Raw genomic sequence first — 22,943 nt, 5'->3', positions numbered from 1 at the left:
GCCGTGTACAAGCTCGCCTTCTTCGTGCCCGACAGCCATGTGGAGACGGTGAAAACCGCCGTCTTCGCAGCCGGCGGCGGGCGCATCGGCGACTACGACAGCTGCGCCTGGCAAGTGCTGGGCCAGGGCCAATTCCGCGCGTTGGACGGCAGTCAGCCGTTTATCGGGCAGGTCGGCCAGGTTGAAGTGGTTGAGGAGTGGAAGGTTGAGCTGGTGGTGGCGGATGAGTTGATTGTGGCTGTTGTGGCTGCTCTCAAACTTAGCCACCCGTATGAGACTCCAGCGTATGAGGTGTGGCAGTTGGCGGATTTTTGATCGGCTGGCTGCATAAACAAGAAACCCGCTGGGCCAGTTTGGTCAGCGGGTTTTTTGTTGGCTGTAAGTGCCAATCGCAGGCAAGCCAGCTCCCACATTTGACCCCGTTGTCAGACCGTACATCAATCCCATGTGGGAGCTGGCTTGCCTGCGATGGCGTCGGTGCAAGCGCCTCAGAACTTTCCGACAAGCCTTTCAGGTTGTCCGTCGGAACTCGCACAACTAACCTTCTCGAGTCGCTGCCAATTCAGTGACCGGGACTGCAAGCCTGAAAAATCACTAGGAGCCTATTCCATATGGAGTTTAATGATGATCAGCGACAACTTGCTAACTGGTTCAATCTCATCTCAAGCCGAGTCCCGCCAAGCTGGTGATTTACCGTCCGACCAGATCTTCACCGTAATACCCAGTCTGAACAGCGAAACCCTGCTCGCCAATGCTTCCCAAGACCTGGCATCCGTGCAGGCACTGGCGGGTCATCTGGCTTTTGATGTCGACGGTCCGCAGCGTGATGCCGTGCTGGGGATTCATCGAATGGTTGAGGGCATCCAGTTGATGGTGGATCGGGTGCTGGATTTAGTTGAGGTGCCTGAGCAGAAGTAATCAGGCGCCTGTAAGGGCCAATCGGGAGCAAGTCGAATCGTCGCACCGCCCCTCCCACATTTTGAATGGCGAATACATTTCAAATGTGGGAGGGGGCTTGCTCCCGATGAGGCCAGAACAGTCACTACCTCTCTAAACCCTGGCGCCGACCTCACGGCCACTGACCAACCGCTCCAACGCCTCACCCAAGCCAGAGGCCTTGTCACCAACCAACAAGTGCCAAACACCGCTCTCAAGCTGACTCACACCTTGGCAACCGAGCGCAGTGAGCTGAGCTTCAGACAACCCCGAATCATCCCCCAACTCCACCCGCAACCGGGTCATCGCCACAGCTTCCAGCTGGCGCAAATTCCCTCGGCCACCCAGCGCATTCAGCCATTGCTCGGCCTCTTGCACATTCACCGTCAGGGGCTTATCCACAGGTGCAACTGCTACAGGTGCCGTGGCAACAAACCCCGGCATGGCCAAACGAATTTCATCAGCAATGCTATCGGCCATCGGCCCAACCACCACCTGCAAACTCCCGCCGTTACCCGGGCGCACTACAGCCATGGCGCCCAGTGCTTTCAGTTCTGCATCCACCGCCTTGTTGCGATCAACCATGTCCAACCGCAGCCGCGTGGTGCATGCACCCACACTCAGCAAGTTCTCTGCACCACCCAGCGCCTGGATATATGCCGTGGCACGCTGGTTATCACTCATCGCTTCAGCCTGCACCACCTGGATATCTTCACGCCCCGGTGTCTTGAGGTTAAAGCGGCGGATGCAGTAGCTGAACACCGTGTAGTAGATCACCGAGTAGGCCAGGCCCACCGGTACCACCAGCCAGCCATTGGTGGACTTGCCCCAACCCAGCACCATGTCGATAAACCCACCGGAGAAGGTAAACCCGAGGTGGATATTCAACATATTGGTGACTGCCATCGACAGGCCCGTCAGCACGGCATGGATCAGGTACAGGAACGGTGCCAGGAACATGAAGGCAAATTCAATTGGTTCAGTCACCCCGGTCAAAAACGAAGTCAGCGCCATCGACAGAAAGATCCCGCCCATGACTTTACGGCGCTCTGGCAACGCATTGCGGTACATCGCCAGGCACGCAGCCGGCAGGCCGAACAGCATCACCGGGAACATGCCGGTCATGAACTGGCCGCCTTTCGGGTCGCCGGCAAAGTAGCGGGTCAGGTCGCCGGTCACCACCGCGCCGGTTGCCGGGTCGGTAAACGTGCCGAACACGAACCACGCCATATTGTTGAGGATATGGTGCAAGCCAGTGACGATCAGCAGGCGGTTGAACACGCCAAACACGAACGCACCCAGGCTGCCGCTTTCCATCAACAACACGCCAAAGCTGTTGATGCCGTGCTGGATCGGCGGCCAGATCAGACCGAAGATCACGCCCAGGCCCACCGCCGAAAAACCGGTGACAATCGGCACAAAGCGTCGCCCACCAAAGAACGCCAGGTACTCCGGCAGCTTGATGTCCTTGAAGCGGTTATACAGCCCGCCCGCCATCAGGCCACTGGCGATACCGGCGAGCATGCCCATGTTGATGGTGGTATCCATCACCTTGAGGGTCGAGATCATCACCAGGTAGCCAATCGCCCCGGCCAGGCCGGCGGTGCCGTTGTTGTCGCGGGCAAAGCCCACGGCGATGCCGATGGCGAAGATCAGCGCCAGGTTGGCGAAGATCGCCTGCCCGGCATCGTGCATCACCGCGATGTTGAGCAAGTCGGTGTCGCCCAGGCGCAGCAAGAGGCCGGCGATTGGCAGGATCGCAATCGGCAGCATCAGGGCGCGGCCCAGGCGTTGCAGGCCTTCGATAAAGTGTTGGTACATGGCGTGTCTCCCTATTCTTGTTGTTTTCAGCTCAGCGGCCAGTGGTGTTGACAGGCTTGGCGAACGGCCTTGGCACTGCTCAGGTCGAGCAGCTCAAGGCTCAGTTGCCGGCATTGCGCCGCGTCCAGGTGGCGGACGCGGTCCTTGATTTCGCCGATCTGCGGCGGGCTTACCGACAGCTCACTGACCCCCAGGCCGACCAGTACTGGCGTGGCCAGTGGGTCAGACGCCAAGGCACCGCACACGCCGACCCAACGCCCGTGTTTCGCCGCACCGGTGCAGGTTTGGGCGATCAGCCGCAGCAAGGCAGGATGCAGCGCATCAACGCGGGCGGCCAAGCCTGCGTGGTCGCGGTCCATCGCCAGGGTGTACTGGGACAGGTCATTGGTGCCGATGGATAAAAAGTCCGCGTGTTCGGCCAACTGCTCGGCCATCAGCGCGGCGGCGGGCACTTCGATCATCACGCCCAGCTCGGGGCGCTGCGTCAGCTCCAGCTCCACGCACAGTTCATCCAGGCGCTGGCGAATCTGTAGCAGTTCATCCACCTCGCTGACCATCGGCAACAGAATGCGGCAGCGCGCCAACGGCGAGACTTGCAGCAGGGCGCGCAGTTGCTGGTCGAGCAGTTCAGGGCGCACCTGGGCCATGCGAATACCGCGCAGGCCCAGCACCGGGTTCGCCTCGACGGGCAGCGGCAGGTAATCGAGCTGCTTGTCGCCACCCACATCGATGGTGCGGATGATCACCGACTTGTCACCCATGGCATCCAGCACGGCCTGATAAGCTTGGCGTTGCTCCTGCTCATCCGGCGCGGTACGGCGGTCGACGAACAGAAATTCAGTGCGCAGCAGGCCGACGCCATCGGCGCCGTTGTCAAACGCCACCTGGGCTTCGGCGCTGGAGGCGACATTCGCCGCCACTTCAACCGTCACGCCGTCGGTGGTGAGTGCCGGTTGCCGGGCTTGGGCCTGTTGTTGCTGGCGTCGTAATTTCTGTGTTTCGCGAATCTGGTGAACTTCGGCGTGGCGCGCTTCACTGGGGGCCAGTTCCAGGCGGCCGTTGGCGGCATCGAGCACTACCCGTTGGCCTTGGGGCACATCAAGCACTTCATTGCCCAGGGCGACGAGACACGGCAGGCCTTTGCCCCGGGCCAAAATCGCCACATGGGAGGTCGCACCGCCTTCGGCCATGCAGATGCCAGCGGCGTGTTGCGCGCTCAGTTGCAGCAAGTCCGAAGGTGTCAGCTCATGGGCACTGACAATCGCCCCCGCCGGCAATTCGAAATGCCAGGCTTCACCCAGCAACGCACGCAGCACCCGTTGTTGAAGGTCTCGCAGGTCATTGGCGCGCTCGGCAAACAGTGGTTTGCCCAACGCCAGCAGCACGGCGCATTGGGCCTGGATCGCATCACGCCAGGCGTGGGTGGCGGCGCTGCCTTGTTCGATGGCAGCGGTGGCTGCGTCGAGTAATGCCGGGTCTTCCAGCAGGGCGAGGTGGGCGGCAAAGATCTCTTCTTCTTCGACGTTTTTGCGTTGGCGCGCTTGGTCCAGCGTATTGCGGATTTCGCCGCGCACTTGCTCAAGGGCGGCATCCAGGCGTTGCAGTTGTTCGTCGACGCTATGATTGCCGCTGTCTTGCGGCAGTTCGATGCCCGTCAGGCGGAACAATGGCCCACATACCAGACCGGGTGCCGCGCATACGCCTTGCAGCACATTGGCTTCGGTATTCGCCCGGCGTGGCGTGGCGGCGACTGGTGCGTGGTGTTCCTCGTGAACCGCCACCGACAACGCGGCGACCAGGGCCTGCAACGCCGCCTCGCAATCTTTGCCGCGAGAGGTCACCCGTACCTCGTCACCTTCGCCAATACCCAGCCCCATCAGGCCGATCAGGCTGTCGCAAGCCGCGGTCTTATCACCGAAGTGCAGCTGCGATTGGCTGCTGAAGCCCTGGGCAGTCTTGCGGATCAGCGCGGCAGGGCGCGCATGCAAGCCGCCACGGTGGGTGATGCGCACCGTGGCGCTCACTTGCGCGACCGAGTTATCCACAGCGGTTTGAACCGGCGCGGATGTGCGCAGGGCGATGCGCACCAGCGCTTCACCGACCTTCACTGTCTTGCTCGCAATCGGTTGCAGCTCGAAGCGCTCACTGTTGGTCAGGATGATCAGGCTCACCAGGCTTTTGCACTGGCGCGCTATGCGGTCCAGGTCAAACTGCACCAACGGCTGGCCCTCGCTCACCCGTGCGCCATCCTTCACCAGCAAGGCAAAGCCTTCGCCATTGAGCTCCACGGTGTCGATGCCCACGTGCATCAGCACTTCGGCACCGTTGTCGGCGCGGATGGTCAATGCATGACCGGTGCGGGCGACATGGATGATCACGCCGTCACAGGGCGCATGCAGGCAATCGTTCAACGGGTCGATGGCAATCCCGTCGCCCATGGCGCCGCTGGCGAACACTTCGTCGGGGACGCGGTTCAGGGCCAGCACCGGCCCACTCAAGGGGGCGCTTAAGGTCAATGGATTATTGTTGTTGGGCATGGGCACGGTACTCATCAGGAAAACGCCGCTTTAGTGCGTACGGGTGACTTTGCTCAGGTGGCGCGGCTGGTCCGGGTCCATGCCCCGTGCCTCAGCCAGGCCGGCGGCCATCACGTAGAAGCTCTGGATCGCCAGGATCGGGTCCAGGCTCGGGTGTTCGGCGCGACTAAGGGTCAGGTCGCGTTCGGCGATATCGTCCGGTGCGGCCAGCAGCACGCGGGCGCCGCGTTGGCGCATATCGGCGGCCAGGCTCAACAGGCCGGGCTGCTCGGCGCCGCGTGGGGCGAACACCAGTAGCGGGTAGTTTTCGTCGATCAAGGCCATCGGCCCGTGGCGTACCTCGGCGCTGCTGAAGGCTTCGGCCTGGATCGCCGAGGTTTCCTTGAGCTTGAGCGCTGCTTCCTGGGCGATGGCAAACCCGGCGCCGCGGCCGATTACCATCAATTGCTGGCAGTCGCGCAGGGCCTCGATGGCTTGGGTCCAATCTTGCCGGGCGGCTTCACGCAAACCGTCGGGCAGCGCCTGGCAGGCTTGGAGCAACTCGGTTTCCTGGTTCCAGTAGCCGATCAATTGCGCGCTGGCGCTGAGGGTGGCGATAAAGCTCTTGGTCGCGGCCACGCTTTGTTCCGGGCCGGCGCACAACGGCACATGGAATTCACAGGCGGCTTCCAGCGGCGAGTCTTCGGCGTTCACCAGCGAGATGCTCAGGGCGCCGCGCTTGCGCAGCAGTCGCAGGCTGTTGACCAGGTCCGGGCTCTGCCCCGACTGGGAGAACCCAAACGCCACCTGGCCGCTGACTTTCATCGGCGCCTGCAACAGGGTCACCACCGACATCGGCAACGACGCCACCGGGATGCCCACATGCTGCATGGCCAGGTAGGCGAAGTAGCTGGCGGCGTGGTCGGAGCTGCCGCGGGCAATGGTCATCGCCACTTGCGGCGGCTGGCGACGCAGGCGACCGGCCACTTCTTCCAGCAGCGGATTCAGGCGTTGCAGTTGTGCCGCAACGGCGTCGCAGGAGGCCAGGGCCTCTTCAAGCATTTTTGAAGTCAATGGTTTCTCCTTCGACCATTACGTCGGTGAGTGTCAGGGAGCGGTCCAGGCGCACGCAGTCGGCATAGCTGCCGGGTTGCAGGCGGCCGCGTTCTTCCAGGCCCAGGTAGTCCGCAGGAAATTGCGACAGGCGTTGTGAGGCTTCGCTGATGGGCAGGCCGATTTTCACCAGGTTGCGCAGCGCCTGGTCCATGGTCAGCGTGCTGCCGGCCAGGGTGCCGTCGGCCAGGCGTACGCCACCCAGGCATTTGGTCACGGTGTGGCTGCCCAGCTTGTATTCGCCATCGGGCATACCGGCGGCGGCGGTGGAGTCGGTCACGCAGTACAGGCATGGGATCGAGCGCAGGGCCACGCGCATGGCACCGGGATGCACATGGAGCAGATCCGGAATCAGCTCGGCGTATTGGGCGTGGGCCAGCGCGGCGCCGACGATGCCGGGCTCACGGTGATGCAGCGGGCTCATGGCGTTGTACAAATGGGTAAAGCTGGTGGCGCCGGCGGCGAGGGCGGCGACGCCTTCTTCATAACTGCCCAGGGTGTGGCCGATCTGCATGCGCACGCCGCGTTGGCTGAGGGCGCGGATCAGGCCGTCATGGCCGGCAATTTCCGGGGCGATGGTGATTACCCGAATTGGCGCCAGGCGCAAATAGGCTTCGACTTCGGCCATCAACGCGGTGTGGGCGAAGTTGGGTTGGGCGCCGAGTTTGCCCGGGTTGATGTAGGGGCCTTCCAGGTGCACGCCCAGTACCCGGGCGCTGCCTGTCGGGCGTTGCTCGCAGAACCTGCCGAGTTCACCGAGGACGCTGGTGATTTCTTCCACCGGCGCCGTCATGGTGGTGGCCAATAGCGAGGTGGTCCCAAAACGCACGTGGGTGCGGGTAATGGTCTCGAAGGCCTGCGCCCCTTCCATGATGTCGGCACCGCCACCGCCGTGTACATGCAGGTCGATAAAGCCTGGCAGCAGGTAGGGCAGGTCGTTGTCAGCCGGGTCGCAAGGCGTGCCTTCGATGGCAACCACCTTGCCGTGTTCGTGCACCAGGCGGCCGCGCATCCAGCCGTTGGGCGTGAGGATATTGTCTTCTGACATGGGCAGTTCTCTAAATTCGCAATTCGGCGGAGTAGTCATGACGGCGCAGCTCTGCGACAAAGTCGTAGTAGTCGTTGCGGCAGTAGGTGTCGGTGATTTCAATCGGCGTGTTGTCGGCGGTGTAGCCCACGCGGGTCATCAGCAGCATGGCGGTGCCGGGGGCGATGCCCACCAGCTTGGCGAACTCGTCCGAGGCGTTGATCGCCTGGATATGTTGCAGGGCGCGCACGATGGGCTTGCCGATGCCTTCCAGGTATTCGTACAGCGAATTGCCGATGGCTTGCGGCTGGGGCAGCACGGAGGCGGGCATGGTGGTCATTTCAATTGCCATGACCGTGTCATCGGCTTTGCGCAGACGCTTGAGGCGCGCCACTTTGTCGGTGGGTGACAGGCACAGGCGGATCAGCTCTTCGTGGGTCGGCGGGGTGATGTCGCGCTCCAGCCACTGGGAGGTGGGCACAAAGCCCTTGAGCCGCAGCATTTCGCTGAACCCCGACAAGCGCGACAAGGGTTGTTCCAGGCGCGGCGTGATAAAGGTGCCGGAGCCCTGGCTGCGGCGGATCAGGCCCTGGGCAAGCAACACTTCCAGCGCTTTACGGGCAGTGACCCGCGAGATGCTCAACTGCTCGCTGAGCGCACGCTCCGAGGGCAGGGCCTGCTCGGATTTCCACTGGCCGGCATGGATCGCGGCTTCAAGGCTGCGAGCCAGTTGCAGGTACAGCGGCGTGGATTGCTTGTCGTCGGGGCGCAGGGCCAGGATGGGATTCATCTGTCAGGTTTCCGATGCGTTATTGGAGTGTTGTCGCCCGGTAATGGCCGGAAATTAATACCACTTAAATACCATGTCAATGCTACCAAAAGTGCGCAGGTACCGGTTTTAGCGCATCTCAACGGTGCGCGGTATCAAGTGGTATTAGAGAGGTCTTTGTTGCGTGCACAAATGCGCAGCTCGCTCGGTGAACTGGTATTCACTGGCGCGGGCTGCCTGGGGCAGGAATTATTTTCGAATTATTTTACGAACGGTCCTGGATCAGGGCCGAATCTCGATCATGGTGCCGTCTTTGACCAGGCTCCAGACTTCGCGCATGTCCACGTTGCGCATGCCGATGCAGCCGTCGGTCCAGTCCAGGGTGTGAAACCACTGTTCCGGGTAGTCTTCGGTGTCGGGCGTGCCGTGGATCATGATCATGCTGCCCGGTTTTACCCCTTCGCGGCGGGCGCGGGCAGCGTCGCTGATGTTCGGGTAGGAGATGTGCATGGCCAGGTTGAAGCGGTCGCTGGTCTTGCGCCAGTCGATCCAGTAGAAACCCTCGGGGGTACGGCGGTCGCCTTCGATCAGCTTGTGGCCCTTGGGGTTCTTGCCCAGGGAAATGCGATAGGTCTTGAGGGGCTTGCCGTCGTTGATCAGTTGCAGTTGGTGCGCGGACTTGAGTACCAGGACTTTTTCGACGGTTTTACCGCCGAGAGTTTCCACCGTAGAGGCTGGGGACAGCGTGGCAAACGACAGGCAGATAAGAGCAAGCAACCAACGCATTGAAACGGTATCCCTGATAAAGGTGCTGCCTGGAAGGTTATTTGGTTGGGCGTGTCATCGGCGGGACCGACTCGCTGCGCACCGGGTACACCTGTTGGCGACGGTCAGCGAAAAAGCATTCTAAGGTACGCCCGACCGTGCGGAAAGCCAGCTCGGACCAAGGGATATCAGCTTGATCGAACAGCTTCACTTCAAGGCTTTCCGGGCCTGCGGCAAAGTCCAGGTCGATCAGCTCGGCGCGGTAGAAAATGTGCACCTGGCTGATGTGCGGCACATCGATCAGGGTATAGATGCTCAGGTTACGCACGCGGGCGCAGGCTTCTTCCAGGGTTTCACGCATGGCCGCCTGTTCGACGGTTTCACCGTTTTCCATAAAACCTGCGGGCAGGGTCCAGTAACCCAGGCGCGGTTCGATGGCACGGCGGCACAGCAGCACTTGATCGCCCCACACCGGTACGGTGCCGGCGACGATATTGGGGTTTTGATAGTGAATGGTCGAACAGTGATCACACACAAAACGCAGGCGTGCGTCGCCTTCGGGAATACGTTGGGTAACCGGTTTACCGCACTGGCTGCAGAAATTCATGCTGGGGTTCCTGGAGAATGGGCACATCTTGGCTTGGTGCCGGGCGTTCCTGCAAGTTGTCGTTTCGCGACATGCACCGGGTTTTGGGCTTGGGCGCCCGCACGCTTTGGTGCATGATGCAAGGTAGCCAACAGACCGAGATGACTCATGCTGGACGAGCTACTTCGCCGGGTAAGCAATCACACTCCCCACCTGCTTGAGACTGACGGGCGTTTCCCCGAGGCCGCAGTGCTGGTGCCGATTACCCGCACTGACGAACCTGAGCTGATCCTGACTCTGCGCGCCAGCGGCCTGTCGACCCATGGTGGCGAAGTGGCCTTTCCTGGTGGGCGGCGTGACCCTGAAGACCCGGACCTGATCTTTACCGCCTTGCGCGAAGCCGAAGAAGAAATCGGCCTGCCGCCGGGGCTGGTTGAGGTCATAGGCCCGTTGAGCCCGCTGATTTCCCTGCACGGCATCCGTGTAACGCCCTATGTAGGCGTGATCCCTGACTACGTCGAATACCTGGCCAACGACGCCGAAATCGCCGCAGTCTTCAGTGTGCCCCTGGAGTTTTTCCGACAGGACCCACGCGAACATACCCACCGGATCGATTACCAGGGCCGAAGTTGGTATGTGCCCAGCTACCGCTTCGGTGAATACAAGATCTGGGGGCTGACGGCGATCATGATCGTCGAGCTGATCAATCTGCTCTATGACGACGCCAAGATCAGCCTGCACCAGCCGCCCAAGAGTTTTATCAATATCTAAGCCATCGCATGAATGGCAAGCCGTGAGGGAAAACCATGAAATACCGCCTGGGCGATGCCCGCGTCGAGACCCATCCCAACAGTTGGGTCGCACCCAATGCCACGCTGGTGGGCAAGGTCAAGCTGGAGGAGGGCGCCAACGTCTGGTTCAACGCGGTGTTGCGCGGCGATAACGAACTGATCCTGATCGGCAAGAACAGCAACGTGCAGGACGGCAGCGTGATGCACACCGACATGGGCTACCCGCTGACCCTCGGCACCGGCGTGACCATCGGCCATAACGCCATGCTGCACGGCTGCAGCGTCGACGACTACAGCCTGATCGGCATTAACGCGGTGATCCTCAATGGCGCCAAGATCGGCAAGCACTGCATCATCGGCGCCAATTCGCTGATCGGTGAAGGCAAGGAAATCCCCGATGGCTCGCTGGTCATGGGCTCGCCGGGCAAGGTGGTACGTGAGCTGACTGAGGCGCAGAAACGTATGCTCGAAGCCAGCGCCGCGCACTATGTTCATAATTCGCAGCGCTATGCCCGAGACTTGGTTGAGCAGGAAGAATGAGTGCAGTTGAACGGCCTGTAGCCTCGCCCTGTGTGAATATTTGCGCGCTGGACGAGGACGATATCTGTACCGGCTGCCAGCGCAACGTGGACGAGATTACGCGTTGGGGCCGCATGGATAATGCCGAACGCCGGGTGGTGTTGGGGTTGTGTCATGAGCGGGCGGTGGCGGGTGGGTTGGTATGGATGACGCCCAAAAGCTCGGGTGCCTGATCGATTGCTATCGGGAGCAAGCCCCCTCCCACACTTGAATGTGTTCACAGATCAAAATGTGGGAGGGGGCTTGCCCCCGATGAGGCCCTCCCAGACGACATATGTCTAATTGTGAAGTACCCTGTGTCCCTTGTTCACAGGTCATTCATCCATGTTTTTCCTGATCGCCTACATCAGCAGCGTCGTGCTGATCAACTTCGCCTTCTCCACCGCCCCGCACCTGGATGTCATCTGGTCCGCCTGGGGTGGCCTGGTATTTATCCTTCGCGACATGGTGCAAACCCGCTTCGGCCACGGCGCGATCATCGCCATGCTGGCGGCGCTGGTGCTGTCGTATATCACTTCCGACCCGTCCATCGCCCTGGCCAGTGCTACGGCGTTCGCGGTGTCCGAGTGCATCGACTGGCTGGTGTTCAGCATCACCAAACGCCCGCTGCATGATCGCCTGTGGATAAGTTCGGCACTGAGTATTCCCCTCGACACCTTTATTTTCTTCGGCTTGATCGGCGCGCTGACGCCGGCGGTGGCGGGCACGGCGCTGGTGTCGAAGTTCGCCGGGGTCACGGTGGTGTGGTTGATCATGGCTTGGCGCCTGCGCAAGCGTGCCGTCGCCAACTGAGGCCAATTCTTGCAGTTCATGTAAAATGCCGGCCTTTCTCCCCATGATCCGCTCCCCTGAGGACCTGAGATGACCCGAATCGGAACTCCATTGTCGCCAACCGCGACCCGCGTTTTGCTGTGTGGCTGCGGTGAGCTGGGCAAGGAAGTGGTGATCGAACTGCAACGCCTGGGTGTTGAAGTGATCGCCGTGGATCGCTACGCCAACGCGCCGGCGATGCAGGTGGCGCACCGTAGCCACGTGATCAACATGCTCGACGGTGCGGCGCTGCGTGCAGTCATCGAGGCGGAGAAGCCGCACTTCATCGTGCCGGAAATCGAAGCCATCGCCACCGCCACTCTGGTGGAACTGGAAGCTGAAGGCTTCACGGTTATCCCGACCGCCCGCGCCACGTCGTTGACCATGAACCGTGAGGGCATCCGTCGCCTGGCCGCCGAAGAACTGGACCTGCCGACCTCGCCGTACCACTTTGCCGACACCTTCGAAGACTACAGCAAGGCCGTCCAGGACCTGGGCTTCCCCTGCGTGGTCAAGCCGGTGATGAGTTCGTCGGGCAAGGGCCAGAGCCTGTTGCGCAGCACCGATGATGTGCAGAAAGCCTGGGATTACGCGCAGGAAGGCGGGCGTGCCGGTAAGGGTCGAGTCATCATCGAAGGCTTTATCGATTTCGACTACGAAATCACCCTGCTGACCGTGCGCCACATTGGCGGCACCACCTTCTGCGCGCCGGTTGGCCATCGTCAGGAGAAGGGCGACTATCAGGAGTCCTGGCAGCCACAGGCCATGAGCCCGATCGCCCTGGCCGAATCCGAGCGCGTTGCCAAGGCGGTAACCGAAGCCCTGGGTGGCCGTGGCCTGTTTGGTGTGGAGTTGTTCATCAAGGGCGATCAGGTGTGGTTCAGCGAAGTGTCGCCGCGCCCACATGACACCGGTTTGGTCACACTGATTTCTCAGGACCTGTCGCAGTTCGCGCTGCACGCTCGCGCCATCCTGGGCTTGCCGATCCCATTGATCCGTCAGTTCGGGCCTTCGGCGTCGGCGGTGATCCTGGTGGAAGGGCAATCGACCCAGACGGCGTTTGCCAACCTCGGCGCGGCATTGAGCGAGCCGGACACGGCGTTGCGCCTGTTTGGCAAGCCAGAAGTGAATGGCCAGCGCCGTATGGGTGTGGCGTTGGCGCGGGATGAGTCGATTGAAGCGGCTCGCGCCAAGGCGACCCGGGCCTCCCAAGCGGTTGTTGTAGAGCTCTAAAAGCATCGGGAGCAAGCCCCCTCCCACATTTAACCGCGTATAACCTTTGGAATGCGGTCGAATGTGGGAGGGGGCTTGCTCCCGATAGCGGTTTATCAGGCGACCTTGTTCAAATCATTATCCCGCGTCTCTTTCAGGCACAGCACCGCAATCAAACTCAGCAACGCTGCCGCCGACACATACCCACCGACATAACTGAGCCCACCCATCGCCACCAGCTTGGTCGCGAAGAACGGTGCTGCAGACGCCCCGACAATCCCACCCAGGTTATACGCCGCCGAAGCACCGGTATAACGCACACGCGTCGGGAACAACTCCGGCAGCAGGGCACCCATCGGTGCGAAGGTCACACCCATCAGAAACAGCTCCAACGCCAGGAACAGCGCCACAGCCCAGGTCGAGCCGTGGGTCAGCAGTGGCTCCATGGTAAAGCCCGAGAGAATCGCCAGGATCGCCCCAACGATCAGCACCGGCTTACGTCCATAACGATCACTGGCCAGCGCTGCCAGCGGCGTCGCCAAGCCCATGAACAGCACGGCAAAGCACAGTAAGCCGAGGAACGTCTCGCGGCTGTAGCCCAGCGTGGAAACGCCGTAGCTCAGGGAAAACGCCGTGGTGATGTAGAACAGCGCGTAGCACACCACCATCGACGCAGCGCCCAGCAGCACCGGCAGCCAATGTTGGCTGAACAGTTCCACCAGTGGCACCTTCACCGGTGCTTCTTTGGCTACGGAGTTGGCGAATACTGGGGTTTCATGCAGCTTCAGGCGTGCATACAGGCCCACCATCACCAGTGCGGCGCTGAGAATGAACGGAATACGCCAGCCCCAGCTACGGAACTGCTCGTCATTCAGGCTCATGGCCAGGATCAGGAATAAACCGTTGGCCGCCAGAAAGCCAATCGACGGGCCCAGTTGCGGGAACATGCCGAACCAGGCGCGCTTGCCTTTGGGTGCGTTCTCGGTCGCCAGCAATGCCGCGCCGCCCCATTCCCCGCCAAGGCCCAGGCCCTGGCCGAAGCGCAATACGCACAACAGAATCGGTGCCCAGGCGCCGATGCTGTCATAGCCGGGCAGCAAGCCGATCAAGGTGGTGCACACACCCATCAACAGCAGCGAGGCCACCAGAGTGGATTTACGCCCGATACGGTCGCCGAAATGGCCGAACAGCGCCGACCCCAGCGGGCGTGCGATAAAGGCGATGCCAAAGGTCAGGAACGACGCCAGCATCTGCGCCGTACCGGAGCTCTGGGGAAAGAACACCGGGCCGATGACCAGCGCAGCAGCTGTGGCGTAGATATAGAAATCGTAGAACTCAATGGCGGTGCCGACGATGCTCGCCGTGGCGACGCGGGCGGTCGAATTGGTCGGGGCGGCGGTCGCAGCCTCTTGGTAGGTGGTGCTCATGGCAGTATCCCTGACGGTCATTGCGCGTTTGGACGCGGATTATTATTGGTCGAACACCCATGGATCAGGGTTGTGCGCGGGGCGGCTCGGGATGGGAGCAAACACCGGTCGGACATGATAAAGCGGTGCCTGGACACGCTGAGTGCGGGTAGCACGCGGTCGGGCGGGGCTTGGGTAAGCCGGATGGATTATAGGAAGGGGGCTAAGGATCCAACAAGGGGCTGGTGAGGATCTATGGCCTGGAACTGGATCAATGTGGGAGCTTGCTTGCCTGCGATAGCATCACCTCGGTTCAACTGAAGGACCGAGTCGCCTGCATCGCAGGCAAGCCAGCTCCCACATTGACCGGGTTGAGCCTGCTGAGGTCAGGCGGCCACGGGCACATGGCTGGTATGCCAGATCAACACCTTGCTCACCCGGTTGTCCTCGGTTTCGAGGATTTCCAGGCGATAGCGGCCGATCTTCAGGCACACCGCGCAATCGGGGATGGTTTCCAGCGCTTCGGTCACCAGGCCGTTGAGGGTCTTGGGGCCGTCGCTGGGCAGGTGCCAGCCCAGGCTTTTGTTCAGTTCGCGGATCGAAGCGGCGCCGTCAATGATGTAGCGGCCATCGGGCTGGGCCTCGATGTGGGGGTTATCCACAGCCTGATCGCTTTCGAACTCGCCGACGATTTCTTCCAGGATATCTTCCAGGGTAACGATGCCCAGCACTTCGCCGTATTCGTCCACCACCATGCCCAGGCGCCGTTGCTGCTTGTGAAAATTCAGCAGTTGCAGCTGCAACGGAGTGCTTTCCGGAACGAAATAGGGTTCGTGACAGGCAGCGAGCAGCGCCTCTTTGGTCAGGCTGGCGTCGGGGAGCAGGTGCTGGACCTGGCGCGTGTTGAGCACCGCTTCGACCTGGTTGATATCACTGTGGAACACCGGCAGGCGCGTGCGTTGGGAACTGCGCAGCTGCTCGATGATCTCGTCGATCGAGTCATCCAGGTTGATGCCGTCCACTTCACTGCGGGGCACCAGGATGTCGTTGACGGTGATGTTATCCAGCGCGTGGATGCCGGGCATACCGGGCGCGCGGTCCTCGTCGGCCTCAGGCGGGGCTTGGTCGTCATGGTCCGGCAGCGGCTCATCGCTGTTTTTCACCACACCGGACTTGCGCGCGAACGGGCGCAGCAGCAACAGGCTGATGCCGTTGAGCAGCCAGGCCAGCGGGTAGAGCATTTTCAGCGGCACGCCCAGCAGGGCGTTACCGAAACCCAACACCGCTTGCGGATGGCGGGTGGCCAGGATGCGAGGCAGGTAGTCGGCGAGAATCAGCAGCAGTGCACAAGAGATCAGCCAACCCAGCCATGGGCCGTTCTGCGCCCAGGCATAGATTGCCAGCAGCGTGCAAAGGATCACCACGGCGGCGCGGCACAGGCTGTTGCACAGAATCAGGCTATGGCGCGGGAAGCTCAGGCGTGCGGCAGCCTTATCGCCCTGGCGGGTGCCGGGGCGCAGGGCCAACAGATGCTGTTGTGCTGCTTCGATGGCGGTAAACAGCGCCGCCCATAAAATCAGCAAGGCAATGACGGCGAGCATCGGCTCCAAAGGCAAGTTATCCATGATCGCTGCCCGTCAGATATGCAGGATGTATTCGCGAACCAGCTTGCTGCCGAAATAGGCCAGCATCAGCAGGCAGAACCCGGCCAGGGTCCAGCGTATTGCCTTGTGCCCACGCCAGCCGAGGCGGTTGCGGCCCCACAGCAGCACGCTGAACACCACCCAGGCCAGGCACGCCAGCAGGGTCTTGTGCACCAGGTGCTGGGCGAACAGGTTCTCGACGAACAGCCAGCCGGAAATCAGCGACAGCGACAGCAGGGTCCAGCCGGCCCACAGGAACCCGAACAGCAGGCTTTCCATGGTTTGCAGCGGCGGGAAGTTCTTGATCAGCCCTGAGGGGTGCTTGTGCTTGAGCTGGTGATCCTGCAGCAACAGGAGCAGGGCCTGGAACACCGCAATGGTGAACATGCCGTAGGCGAGGATCGACAACAGGATATGGGCAAGGATACCCGGCTCTTCGTCAATCACCTGTACGGTACCGGTGGGCGTGAACTGCGCCAGCAATACCGTCAGCACACCCAAGGGGTATAGCAGCACCAGCAGGTTCTCGACCGGAATGCGGTAGCAGGCCAGCAACGTCAGTGCGATGACGGCCGCGGCGATCAGGCTGGCGGCGCTGAAAAAGTCCAGGCCCAGGCCCACCGGCGTCATCAGGTGAGTGAACAGGCTGGCGGCATGGGCCAGCAGGGCCAGCACGCCAAGGCCGACGAGCAGACGTTTGTCCGCTTTGGCGCCTTGGGCCAGACGAGTGCCCTGATAGAGAGTCGCAGCGGCATACAGAATGGCGGCGGCGAGGCTGGGTAGCAAACTGGGTGACAAGGGGAGCATAAATCCTGGTAGGCAAGCCCGAAAGGCGTTGAGTTTGGCACACACCTGCGCTGCAAGAAAGACTCCCGGGCCAGACAGCGGGTGTGCATGGGCGCAGTCTTCGCTATAATCCGCGACCTGCCCACGCCGCAGGCTCGGCGAGCGCTGTTTTTAATAGCGATTGACCACAGCCTGGGCCGCCATTACCTCGGTCTACCTGCATTTCGATGAGTAGGGCCTGAAAGGATCGCGCATGTTTGAAAACTTGACTGACCGTCTCTCGCAGACGCTGCGCCACGTTACCGGCAAGGCCAAGCTGACCGAGGACAATATTAAAGACACCCTGCGTGAAGTGCGCATGGCGTTGCTGGAAGCCGACGTGGCCTTGCCGGTGGTGAAGGATTTCGTCAACTCGGTCAAAGAGCGCGCGGTCGGCACCGAAGTGTCCCGCAGCCTGACCCCGGGCCAGGCCTTCGTGAAGGTCGTCCAGGCCGAACTCGAAAGCCTGATGGGCGCGGCCAACGAAGACTTGAACCTGAGCGCCGTGCCGCCAGCCGTCGTATTGATGGCCGGCCTGCAAGGCGCGGGTAAGACCACCACCGCCGGCAAGCTGGCGCGCTTCCTTAAAGAGCGCAAGAAGAAATCCGTGATGGTGGTGTCGGCCGACGTGTACCGTCCGGCGGCCATCAAGCAGTTGGAAATGCTCGCTGGCGAAGTAGGCGTGACCTTCTTCCCGTCCGACCTGAGCCAGAAGCCGGTCGACATCGCCAACGCGGCTATTAAAGAAGCCAAGCTCAAGTTCATCGACGTGGTCATCGTCGATACCGCCGGTCGCCTGCACATCGACGAAGAGATGATGGGCGAGATCAAGGCGCTGCATGCCGCGATCAACCCGGTCGAAACCTTGTTCGTGGTCGATGCCATGACCGGCCAGGATGCGGCCAACACCGCCAAGGCCTTTGGTGATGCGCTGCCGCTGACCGGCGTGATCCTTACCAAGGTCGACGGCGACGCACGCGGCGGTGCCGCGCTGTCGGTACGTGCCATTACTGGCAAGCCGATCAAGTTCATCGGTATGGGCGAGAAGAGCGACGCGCTCGAACCGTTCCACCCCGAGCGTATCGCCTCGCGTATCCTCGGCATGGGTGACGTGCTCAGCCTGATCGAACAGGCCGAAGCCACGCTCGACAAGGACAAGGCCGACAAGCTGGCCAAGAAGCTGAAGAAGGGCAAGGGCTTCGACCTCGAAGACTTCCGTGACCAGTTGCAACAGATGAAGAACATGGGCGGCCTCGGCGGCCTGATGGACAAGCTCCCCAACATCGGCGGTGTGAACCTGGCGCAAATGGGCAATGCCCAAGGCGCGGCAGAGAAGCAGTTCAAGCAGATGGAAGCCATCATCAACTCCATGACCCCGGCCGAGCGCCGCGACCCTGAGCTGATCAGCGGTTCGCGCAAACGCCGGATCGCCATGGGTTCCGGCACCCAGGTGCAGGACATCGGTCGCTTGATCAAGCAGCACAAGCAGATGCAGAAGATGATGAAGAAATTCTCCGCCAAAGGCGGGATGGCCAAGATGATGCGCGGCATGGGCGGTATGTTGCCCGGCGGCGGCATGCCGAAAATGTAAAGTATTCGAGCGGGAGCCCAGCTCCTGCTCCGACCCACAGGGATGTGGGATCTCCAGCAAACCCGCCGTTGGCGGGGGCTGACTCGCCGTTTTAACCGACGGCTCTATAGCAGATCTGAATGGCACGCTGATAGGCGCCAGAAAAAGACATTTGCAAAAGTCCGGATATTCCTTAGAATATGCGGCCTTTCGGGCACCTATGCCCGCTGTGCATTTAGATTTGCAGCACCGACTACAGGAACGATGTTCACATGCTAACAATCCGTCTTGCCCTTGGCGGCTCCAAAAAGCGCCCGTTTTACCACTTGACCGTAACCGACAGCCGCAACCCGCGTGACGGTTCGCACAAGGAACAGGTTGGTTTCTTCAACCCTGTTGCTCGTGGTCAAGAAGTTCGTCTGTCCGTGAACCAAGAGCGCGTAGCCTACTGGCTGAGCGTTGGCGCACAGCCATCCGAGCGCGTTGCAAAACTGTTGAAGGACTCGGCTAAGGCCGCAGCCTGAGCAATATGAACGCGACGCCAGCTGTTGCTGATGATTTGATCGTTATCGGCAAGATTTATTCTGTTCATGGCGTTCGCGGCGAAGTGAAGGTGTATTCCTTTACTGATCCGACTGAAAACCTGTTGCAGTACAAGACCTGGACGCTCAAGCGCGAAGGGAGTGTGAAACAGGTCGAGCTGGTCAGTGGACGCGGGAGCGACAAGTTCCTGGTCGCAAAGCTCAAGGGTCTTGATGATCGTGAAGAAGCTCGTCTTCTGGCCGGTTATGAGATCTGCGTGCCGCGCAACCTGTTCCCTGAATTGACCGACGGCGAGTACTACTGGTACCAGCTGGAAGGTCTGAAGGTTATTGATCAACTCGGGCAATTGCTGGGGAAAATCGATCATCTTCTGGAAACCGGCGCCAATGATGTAATGGTGGTCAAGCCTTGCGCTGGCAGCCTGGATGATCGCGAACGCCTGTTGCCCTATACCGAGCAATGCGTGTTGGCCGTCGACCTGGCAGCGGGCGAGATGAAGGTGGAATGGGACGCGGACTTCTAAGCGTGGCTAATTTGCGCATTGAAGTGATCAGTTTGTTTCCCGAGATGTTTTCCGCCATCAGCGAGTACGGCATCACCAGTCGGGCGGTGAAACAGGGGCTGTTGCAGCTCACCTGTTGGAACCCGCGAGACTACACGACGGATCGACATCACACTGTGGACGATCGCCCATTTGGCGGTGGCCCGGGCATGGTGATGAAGATCAAGCCCCTGGAAGATGCATTGGTTCAGGCCAAGGCAGCCGCCGGGGAGAAGGCGAAGGTAATTTACCTGTCCCCTCAAGGCCGTCAGCTGAAACAGGCGGCGGTACGCGAACTGGCGAATGAGGAAAGTTTGATCCTGATTGCCGGTCGCTATGAAGGCATTGACGAGCGTTTTATTGAAGCTCATGTCGATGAAGAGTGGTCGATTGGGGACTATGTATTGTCTGGCGGCGAGCTGCCGGCAATGGTCCTGATAGATGCGGTTACACGACTGCTGCCTGGAGCTTTAGGGCATGTGGACTCTGCGGAGGAGGATTCCTTCACGGATGGTTTGCTGGATTGCCCGCACTACACCCGACCGGAGGTGTATGCGGATCAGCGTGTTCCCGACGTATTGCTAAGTGGCAATCACGCACACATCCGGCGTTGGCGTTTACAGCAGTCCCTTGGTCGGACCTATGAACGACGCGCCGATCTTCTGGAAAGCCGCTCGCTTTCTGGAGAAGAGAAGAAGCTGCTCGAGGAATACATCCTCGCGCGGGACGATAGTTAACAACGTATCGATGGTAGGTCCATTGACTTACCTTAGGAGCACAGCATGACTAACAAAATCATCCTTGCACTCGAAGCAGAGCAGATGACCAAAGAGATCCCTACCTTTGCCCCGGGCGACACCATTGTCGTTCAGGTGAAAGTGAAGGAAGGCGACCGTTCGCGTCTGCAAGCGTTCGAAGGCGTGGTAATCGCCAAGCGTAACCGTGGTGTGAACAGTGCTTTCACTGTTCGTAAAATCTCCAACGGTGTTGGCGTAGAGCGTACTTTCCAGACCTACAGCCCGCAAATCGACAGCATGGCCGTCAAGCGTCGCGGTGACGTACGTAAAGCCAAGCTGTACTACCTGCGTGACCTGTCCGGTAAAGCAGCTCGCATCAAGGAAAAACTGGCTTAAGTCCAGCTTCCCGATGCAGAAAAAAGCAGCCTACGGGCTGCTTTTTTGTGTCTGAAATTTGTCCATTTGCCGGTATTGACCATGACCACCCGTCTCGAAGAAATTCAGCGCCGCACCGACCTGTCCGTCACCCGCGTGACCAAGGCCGTGTTCCCGCCTACCACCAACCACCACAACACCCTGTTCGGCGGCACCGCCTTGGCATGGATGGACGAAGTGTCGTTCATCGCCGCCACGCGCTTCTGTCGCTTGCCTTTGGTGACGGTCTCCACCGACCGTATCGACTTCAATCACGCAATCCCGGCCGGCTCCATCGTTGAGCTGATCGGCCGAGTGATCAAAGTCGGCAACACCAGCCTCAAGGTTGAAGTGGAAGTGTTTGTCGAGAGCATGAGCGCTGATGGCCGTGAAAAGGCGATCCAGGGCGTGTTCAGCTTTGTCGCGATTGACGCGGACAAACGCCCTGTACCGGTACTGCCTGGGTTTGCCGACTGATTACGTGGCGCTGCCGTTCTCCGGCTGAATCACCGCCAGCAGGGTCCAGCCGGCCGCCGGCTTCAAGCTGCTCTCGGGCGTGACCACATGCACCCAGCCGCTGGTGTCCCGGGCAAACAGCAAGGTGGCGCGCTCCCCGTGCAACGCCTGGTACTGCTCCCAGCCAAAGCCGTCGGTGAGGTTGGTGCTATACAGTTCGGCGCCCTGGCCCAACAGGCTGGCCAGTTTGGTATAGCTCAGGGGTTGGCTGCCCAGCAGGTGGCCGCGGTGTTCGTGGCTGGCCTTGTGTTTGTCGGTGCGGCGGCTTTCCTGGCTGCTGGCCAGGGCGAACAGGCGATGGCCGAAATCATGGCGAAAACGCATGGTCGCCAAGGCGTTCAGCTCGCCGGACGGGGAGAGCGCGAGCAAATGCCCCAGGCCGACCAGATCCAGATGGGACTCGGCATGTTGGGAGGCGGGGTTGCCGAAGTAGGTCGGCAGGCCTTCCATGCGACTGGCGCGGATATTTTCCCAGCTGGAATCCGTCAGCAACACGCGGCTGCCCAATTGTTGCAACGCCTTGCCGAGTGCCCGCGCCGGGCCGTTCGCGCCGACGATCAGGAAACCGCTGGGCGCAGGCTCGGCGACTTTCAGCAGGCGCGCCAAGGGGCGTGCCGTGGCGCTTTGCAGCACCACGGTGCCGATGATCACCGCGAAGGTCAGCGGCACCAGCAATAACGCGCCTTCATGCCCTGCCTCGTCCAGGCGAATCGCAAAGATCGCCGATACCGCCGCCGCCACAATGCCCCGTGGCGCGATCCAGGCCAGCAGCGCGCGCTCGCGCCAGTTCAGTCCGGAGCCAAAGGTTGAGAGCGCTACGTTCAGTGGGCGTGCAATAAACTGGATGATCACCAGCAGAATCAGCACGAATGGCCCCAGGGCGATCAAGGCATTCAGGTCCAGGCGCGCCGCCAGCAGGATGAACAGCCCGGAAATCAGCAGCACACTGAGGTTTTCCTTGAAGTGCAGGATGTGTCTTACATCCACACCCTTCATGTTCGCCATCCACATGCCCATCAGTGTTACCGCCAGCAGGCCGGACTCATGCATCACCTGGTTGGCAGCGATAAAGATGCCCAGCACACCGGCCAGCGTCGCGAGGTTATGCAGGTATTCCGGCAACCACTGCCGACGCATGATCTGCCCCAGTACCCAGCCGCCGGCGATCCCGAACAGGCTACCGCAGAGGATGACGCCGCCAAAGGTCAGCAGGCTATGGCTCAAGCCGTCGCCCGAAGCCCGGGCAATAATGAAGCTGTAGACCACTACCGCCAGCAGCGCGCCGATCGGGTCGATGACAATGCCTTCCCAGCGCAGGATATTGGCGATGGAGGCTTTGGGGCGTACCACGCGCAGCATCGGCACGATCACGGTCGGCCCGGTCACCAGGGTCAGGGTGCCGAACAGCAGGGCGAGCATCCAGTCAAAGCCCAGCAGCCAGTGCGTGGCCAGGGTGATCACCGCCCAAGTCGACAGGGCACCGACCGTGACCAGGCGATGCACCACGCTGCCGATTTCCTTCCATTCCGACAGGTGCAGGGTCAGGCTGCCTTCGAACAGGATCAACGCCACGGCCAGGGACACCAACGGCATTAACAGAGGGCCGAACATCTCCTGCGGGTCGAGCCAGCCCAGTACAGGCCCCGCCAAAATACCCGTCAATAACAGAAACAGGATCGCCGGCAACTTGAGCCGCCAGGCCAGCCATTGGCAGCCCAGCGCCGCTACTCCAATACCACCAAAGGCCAGCAAAATCTGTTGTTCATTCATTGAAGCTTCCTGTTCCTTGAAGTAGCGGGCTATGAAAGACTAGCGGCCCTTGT

Annotated in this window: 24 protein-coding genes; 13 read left to right on the top strand and 11 right to left on the bottom strand. The window is 60.9% G+C overall.

Features of this window, described 5'->3' with window-relative positions:
- Positions 1-3: 3 nt before the first annotated feature.
- Complete coding sequence (locus tag TK42_RS19280) at positions 4-315, top strand: NIF3 1 (RefSeq protein WP_003193986.1); 312 nt, start codon at positions 4-6, stop codon at positions 313-315.
- Positions 316-624: 309 nt separating this feature from the next.
- Positions 625-918, top strand: a complete 294-nt coding sequence (locus TK42_RS19275; RefSeq protein ID WP_032879623.1) for a DUF6124 family protein — start codon at positions 625-627, stop codon at positions 916-918.
- A 132-nt stretch (positions 919-1,050) separates the two neighbouring features.
- Here TK42_RS19275 and nagE read toward each other — a convergent pair whose 3' ends face one another.
- The 7 genes from nagE to TK42_RS19240 form a co-directional block, all read right to left on the bottom strand.
- Positions 1,051-2,757 carry an N-acetylglucosamine-specific PTS transporter subunit IIBC gene (nagE, locus tag TK42_RS19270; protein ID WP_103734894.1) on the bottom strand — a complete coding sequence of 569 codons (1,707 nt, stop codon included), beginning with the start codon at positions 2,755-2,757 and terminating at the stop codon, positions 1,051-1,053.
- A gap of 26 nt (positions 2,758-2,783) precedes the next feature.
- Positions 2,784-5,294, bottom strand: coding sequence for a phosphoenolpyruvate--protein phosphotransferase (ptsP, locus tag TK42_RS19265; RefSeq protein WP_103734893.1), 2,511 nt, complete (start codon positions 5,292-5,294; stop codon positions 2,784-2,786).
- A 30-nt stretch (positions 5,295-5,324) separates the two neighbouring features.
- Entirely contained in the window at positions 5,325-6,335 is a 1,011-nt protein-coding gene (locus TK42_RS19260) for an SIS domain-containing protein (protein WP_371920275.1), read from the bottom strand.
- Positions 6,328-7,434, bottom strand: a complete 1,107-nt coding sequence (nagA, locus tag TK42_RS19255) for an N-acetylglucosamine-6-phosphate deacetylase (RefSeq protein ID WP_078822244.1) — start codon at positions 7,432-7,434, stop codon at positions 6,328-6,330. The genes TK42_RS19260 and nagA overlap by 8 nt, the downstream gene beginning before the upstream one ends.
- A gap of 10 nt (positions 7,435-7,444) precedes the next feature.
- Positions 7,445-8,203 carry a GntR family transcriptional regulator gene (locus TK42_RS19250; protein WP_078822243.1) on the bottom strand — a complete coding sequence of 253 codons (759 nt, stop codon included), beginning with the start codon at positions 8,201-8,203 and terminating at the stop codon, positions 7,445-7,447.
- A gap of 261 nt (positions 8,204-8,464) precedes the next feature.
- A complete protein-coding gene (locus tag TK42_RS19245) occupies positions 8,465-8,968 on the bottom strand; it encodes a murein L,D-transpeptidase family protein (protein ID WP_103734891.1) in 504 nt (167 codons plus the stop codon).
- A 37-nt stretch (positions 8,969-9,005) separates the two neighbouring features.
- Positions 9,006-9,554: an NUDIX hydrolase gene (locus TK42_RS19240; protein ID WP_103734890.1), complete on the bottom strand. Its 549-nt coding sequence runs from the start codon at positions 9,552-9,554 to the stop codon at positions 9,006-9,008.
- Positions 9,555-9,701: 147 nt separating this feature from the next.
- Between TK42_RS19240 and TK42_RS19235 the strand changes: the two genes are divergently transcribed.
- From TK42_RS19235 to purT, 5 genes are all read left to right on the top strand, one after another.
- Entirely contained in the window at positions 9,702-10,304 is a 603-nt protein-coding gene (locus tag TK42_RS19235) for a CoA pyrophosphatase (protein WP_103734889.1), read from the top strand.
- Between the two features lie 35 nt (positions 10,305-10,339).
- Positions 10,340-10,864, top strand: a complete 525-nt coding sequence (locus TK42_RS19230) for a gamma carbonic anhydrase family protein (protein WP_005791135.1) — start codon at positions 10,340-10,342, stop codon at positions 10,862-10,864.
- Positions 10,861-11,076: a DUF1289 domain-containing protein gene (locus TK42_RS19225; RefSeq protein ID WP_078822238.1), complete on the top strand. Its 216-nt coding sequence runs from the start codon at positions 10,861-10,863 to the stop codon at positions 11,074-11,076. The genes TK42_RS19230 and TK42_RS19225 overlap by 4 nt, the downstream gene beginning before the upstream one ends.
- A gap of 151 nt (positions 11,077-11,227) precedes the next feature.
- Positions 11,228-11,695 (top strand): preQ0 transporter, encoded by a 468-nt coding sequence (locus TK42_RS19220; protein ID WP_078822237.1) that lies wholly within the window; start codon positions 11,228-11,230, stop codon positions 11,693-11,695.
- A gap of 69 nt (positions 11,696-11,764) precedes the next feature.
- Complete coding sequence (purT, locus tag TK42_RS19215; protein WP_019817237.1) at positions 11,765-12,946, top strand: formate-dependent phosphoribosylglycinamide formyltransferase; 1,182 nt, start codon at positions 11,765-11,767, stop codon at positions 12,944-12,946.
- A 95-nt stretch (positions 12,947-13,041) separates the two neighbouring features.
- Here the strand turns inward: purT and TK42_RS19210 are convergent, their stop codons facing one another.
- The 3 genes from TK42_RS19210 to TK42_RS19200 form a co-directional block, all read right to left on the bottom strand.
- Positions 13,042-14,352, bottom strand: a complete 1,311-nt coding sequence (locus TK42_RS19210) for an MFS transporter (RefSeq protein WP_005791128.1) — start codon at positions 14,350-14,352, stop codon at positions 13,042-13,044.
- 365 nt (positions 14,353-14,717) lie between these two features.
- Entirely contained in the window at positions 14,718-15,956 is a 1,239-nt protein-coding gene (locus tag TK42_RS19205; RefSeq protein WP_103734888.1) for a transporter associated domain-containing protein, read from the bottom strand.
- A gap of 12 nt (positions 15,957-15,968) precedes the next feature.
- Entirely contained in the window at positions 15,969-16,781 is an 813-nt protein-coding gene (locus TK42_RS19200) for an inner membrane protein YpjD (protein ID WP_032879633.1), read from the bottom strand.
- 232 nt (positions 16,782-17,013) lie between these two features.
- On the opposite strand from TK42_RS19200, the gene ffh reads away from it, so the two are divergent.
- From ffh to TK42_RS19170, 6 genes are all read left to right on the top strand, one after another.
- A complete protein-coding gene (ffh, locus tag TK42_RS19195) occupies positions 17,014-18,390 on the top strand; it encodes a signal recognition particle protein (RefSeq protein ID WP_017139724.1) in 1,377 nt (458 codons plus the stop codon).
- A 251-nt stretch (positions 18,391-18,641) separates the two neighbouring features.
- Positions 18,642-18,893, top strand: a complete 252-nt coding sequence (gene rpsP, locus TK42_RS19190) for a 30S ribosomal protein S16 (RefSeq protein WP_003175899.1) — start codon at positions 18,642-18,644, stop codon at positions 18,891-18,893.
- A gap of 5 nt (positions 18,894-18,898) precedes the next feature.
- Positions 18,899-19,435, top strand: a complete 537-nt coding sequence (rimM, locus tag TK42_RS19185; protein ID WP_003175898.1) for a ribosome maturation factor RimM — start codon at positions 18,899-18,901, stop codon at positions 19,433-19,435.
- A complete protein-coding gene (gene trmD, locus TK42_RS19180; RefSeq protein ID WP_173664496.1) occupies positions 19,417-20,190 on the top strand; it encodes a tRNA (guanosine(37)-N1)-methyltransferase TrmD in 774 nt (257 codons plus the stop codon). The genes rimM and trmD overlap by 19 nt, the downstream gene beginning before the upstream one ends.
- A gap of 45 nt (positions 20,191-20,235) precedes the next feature.
- Positions 20,236-20,586, top strand: coding sequence for a 50S ribosomal protein L19 (gene rplS, locus TK42_RS19175; protein ID WP_003175895.1), 351 nt, complete (start codon positions 20,236-20,238; stop codon positions 20,584-20,586).
- 81 nt (positions 20,587-20,667) lie between these two features.
- A complete protein-coding gene (locus tag TK42_RS19170) occupies positions 20,668-21,081 on the top strand; it encodes an acyl-CoA thioesterase (RefSeq protein ID WP_005791095.1) in 414 nt (137 codons plus the stop codon).
- On the opposite strand, the gene TK42_RS19165 is transcribed toward TK42_RS19170, so the two are convergent.
- Positions 21,082-22,890 carry a sodium:proton antiporter gene (locus tag TK42_RS19165; RefSeq protein WP_032879635.1) on the bottom strand — a complete coding sequence of 603 codons (1,809 nt, stop codon included), beginning with the start codon at positions 22,888-22,890 and terminating at the stop codon, positions 21,082-21,084. It lies immediately after the preceding gene.
- Positions 22,891-22,943 lie beyond the last annotated feature (53 nt).

This window comes from Pseudomonas sp. GZJR-8 (genome assembly GCF_002916705.1).
Taxonomy (GTDB): domain Bacteria; phylum Pseudomonadota; class Gammaproteobacteria; order Pseudomonadales; family Pseudomonadaceae; genus Aquipseudomonas; species Aquipseudomonas synxantha_A.
The sequence above is the reverse complement of the archived record's forward strand: the minus strand, read 5'-3'. Positions and strand labels throughout refer to the sequence as shown.

Coding starts and splice junctions, on each gene's coding strand:
- TK42_RS19250 (WP_078822243.1), bottom strand. CDS start 8,203: ATGAATCCCATCCTGGCCCTGCGCCCCGACGACAAGCAATCCACGCCG.
- nagA (WP_078822244.1), bottom strand. CDS start 7,434: ATGTCAGAAGACAATATCCTCACGCCCAACGGCTGGATGCGCGGCCGC.
- TK42_RS19240 (WP_103734890.1), bottom strand. CDS start 9,554: ATGAATTTCTGCAGCCAGTGCGGTAAACCGGTTACCCAACGTATTCCC.
- TK42_RS19170 (WP_005791095.1), top strand. CDS start 20,668: ATGACCACCCGTCTCGAAGAAATTCAGCGCCGCACCGACCTGTCCGTC.
- TK42_RS19220 (WP_078822237.1), top strand. CDS start 11,228: ATGTTTTTCCTGATCGCCTACATCAGCAGCGTCGTGCTGATCAACTTC.
- rimM (WP_003175898.1), top strand. CDS start 18,899: ATGAACGCGACGCCAGCTGTTGCTGATGATTTGATCGTTATCGGCAAG.
- rpsP (WP_003175899.1), top strand. CDS start 18,642: ATGCTAACAATCCGTCTTGCCCTTGGCGGCTCCAAAAAGCGCCCGTTT.
- ffh (WP_017139724.1), top strand. CDS start 17,014: ATGTTTGAAAACTTGACTGACCGTCTCTCGCAGACGCTGCGCCACGTT.
- ptsP (WP_103734893.1), bottom strand. CDS start 5,294: ATGCCCAACAACAATAATCCATTGACCTTAAGCGCCCCCTTGAGTGGG.
- TK42_RS19230 (WP_005791135.1), top strand. CDS start 10,340: ATGAAATACCGCCTGGGCGATGCCCGCGTCGAGACCCATCCCAACAGT.
- trmD (WP_173664496.1), top strand. CDS start 19,417: ATGGGACGCGGACTTCTAAGCGTGGCTAATTTGCGCATTGAAGTGATC.
- TK42_RS19200 (WP_032879633.1), bottom strand. CDS start 16,781: ATGCTCCCCTTGTCACCCAGTTTGCTACCCAGCCTCGCCGCCGCCATT.
- TK42_RS19165 (WP_032879635.1), bottom strand. CDS start 22,890: ATGAATGAACAACAGATTTTGCTGGCCTTTGGTGGTATTGGAGTAGCG.
- TK42_RS19225 (WP_078822238.1), top strand. CDS start 10,861: ATGAGTGCAGTTGAACGGCCTGTAGCCTCGCCCTGTGTGAATATTTGC.
- TK42_RS19275 (WP_032879623.1), top strand. CDS start 625: ATGATCAGCGACAACTTGCTAACTGGTTCAATCTCATCTCAAGCCGAG.
- TK42_RS19245 (WP_103734891.1), bottom strand. CDS start 8,968: ATGCGTTGGTTGCTTGCTCTTATCTGCCTGTCGTTTGCCACGCTGTCC.
- TK42_RS19210 (WP_005791128.1), bottom strand. CDS start 14,352: ATGAGCACCACCTACCAAGAGGCTGCGACCGCCGCCCCGACCAATTCG.
- TK42_RS19235 (WP_103734889.1), top strand. CDS start 9,702: ATGCTGGACGAGCTACTTCGCCGGGTAAGCAATCACACTCCCCACCTG.
- nagE (WP_103734894.1), bottom strand. CDS start 2,757: ATGTACCAACACTTTATCGAAGGCCTGCAACGCCTGGGCCGCGCCCTG.
- TK42_RS19205 (WP_103734888.1), bottom strand. CDS start 15,956: ATGGATAACTTGCCTTTGGAGCCGATGCTCGCCGTCATTGCCTTGCTG.
- TK42_RS19260 (WP_371920275.1), bottom strand. CDS start 6,335: ATGCTTGAAGAGGCCCTGGCCTCCTGCGACGCCGTTGCGGCACAACTG.
- purT (WP_019817237.1), top strand. CDS start 11,765: ATGACCCGAATCGGAACTCCATTGTCGCCAACCGCGACCCGCGTTTTG.
- rplS (WP_003175895.1), top strand. CDS start 20,236: ATGACTAACAAAATCATCCTTGCACTCGAAGCAGAGCAGATGACCAAA.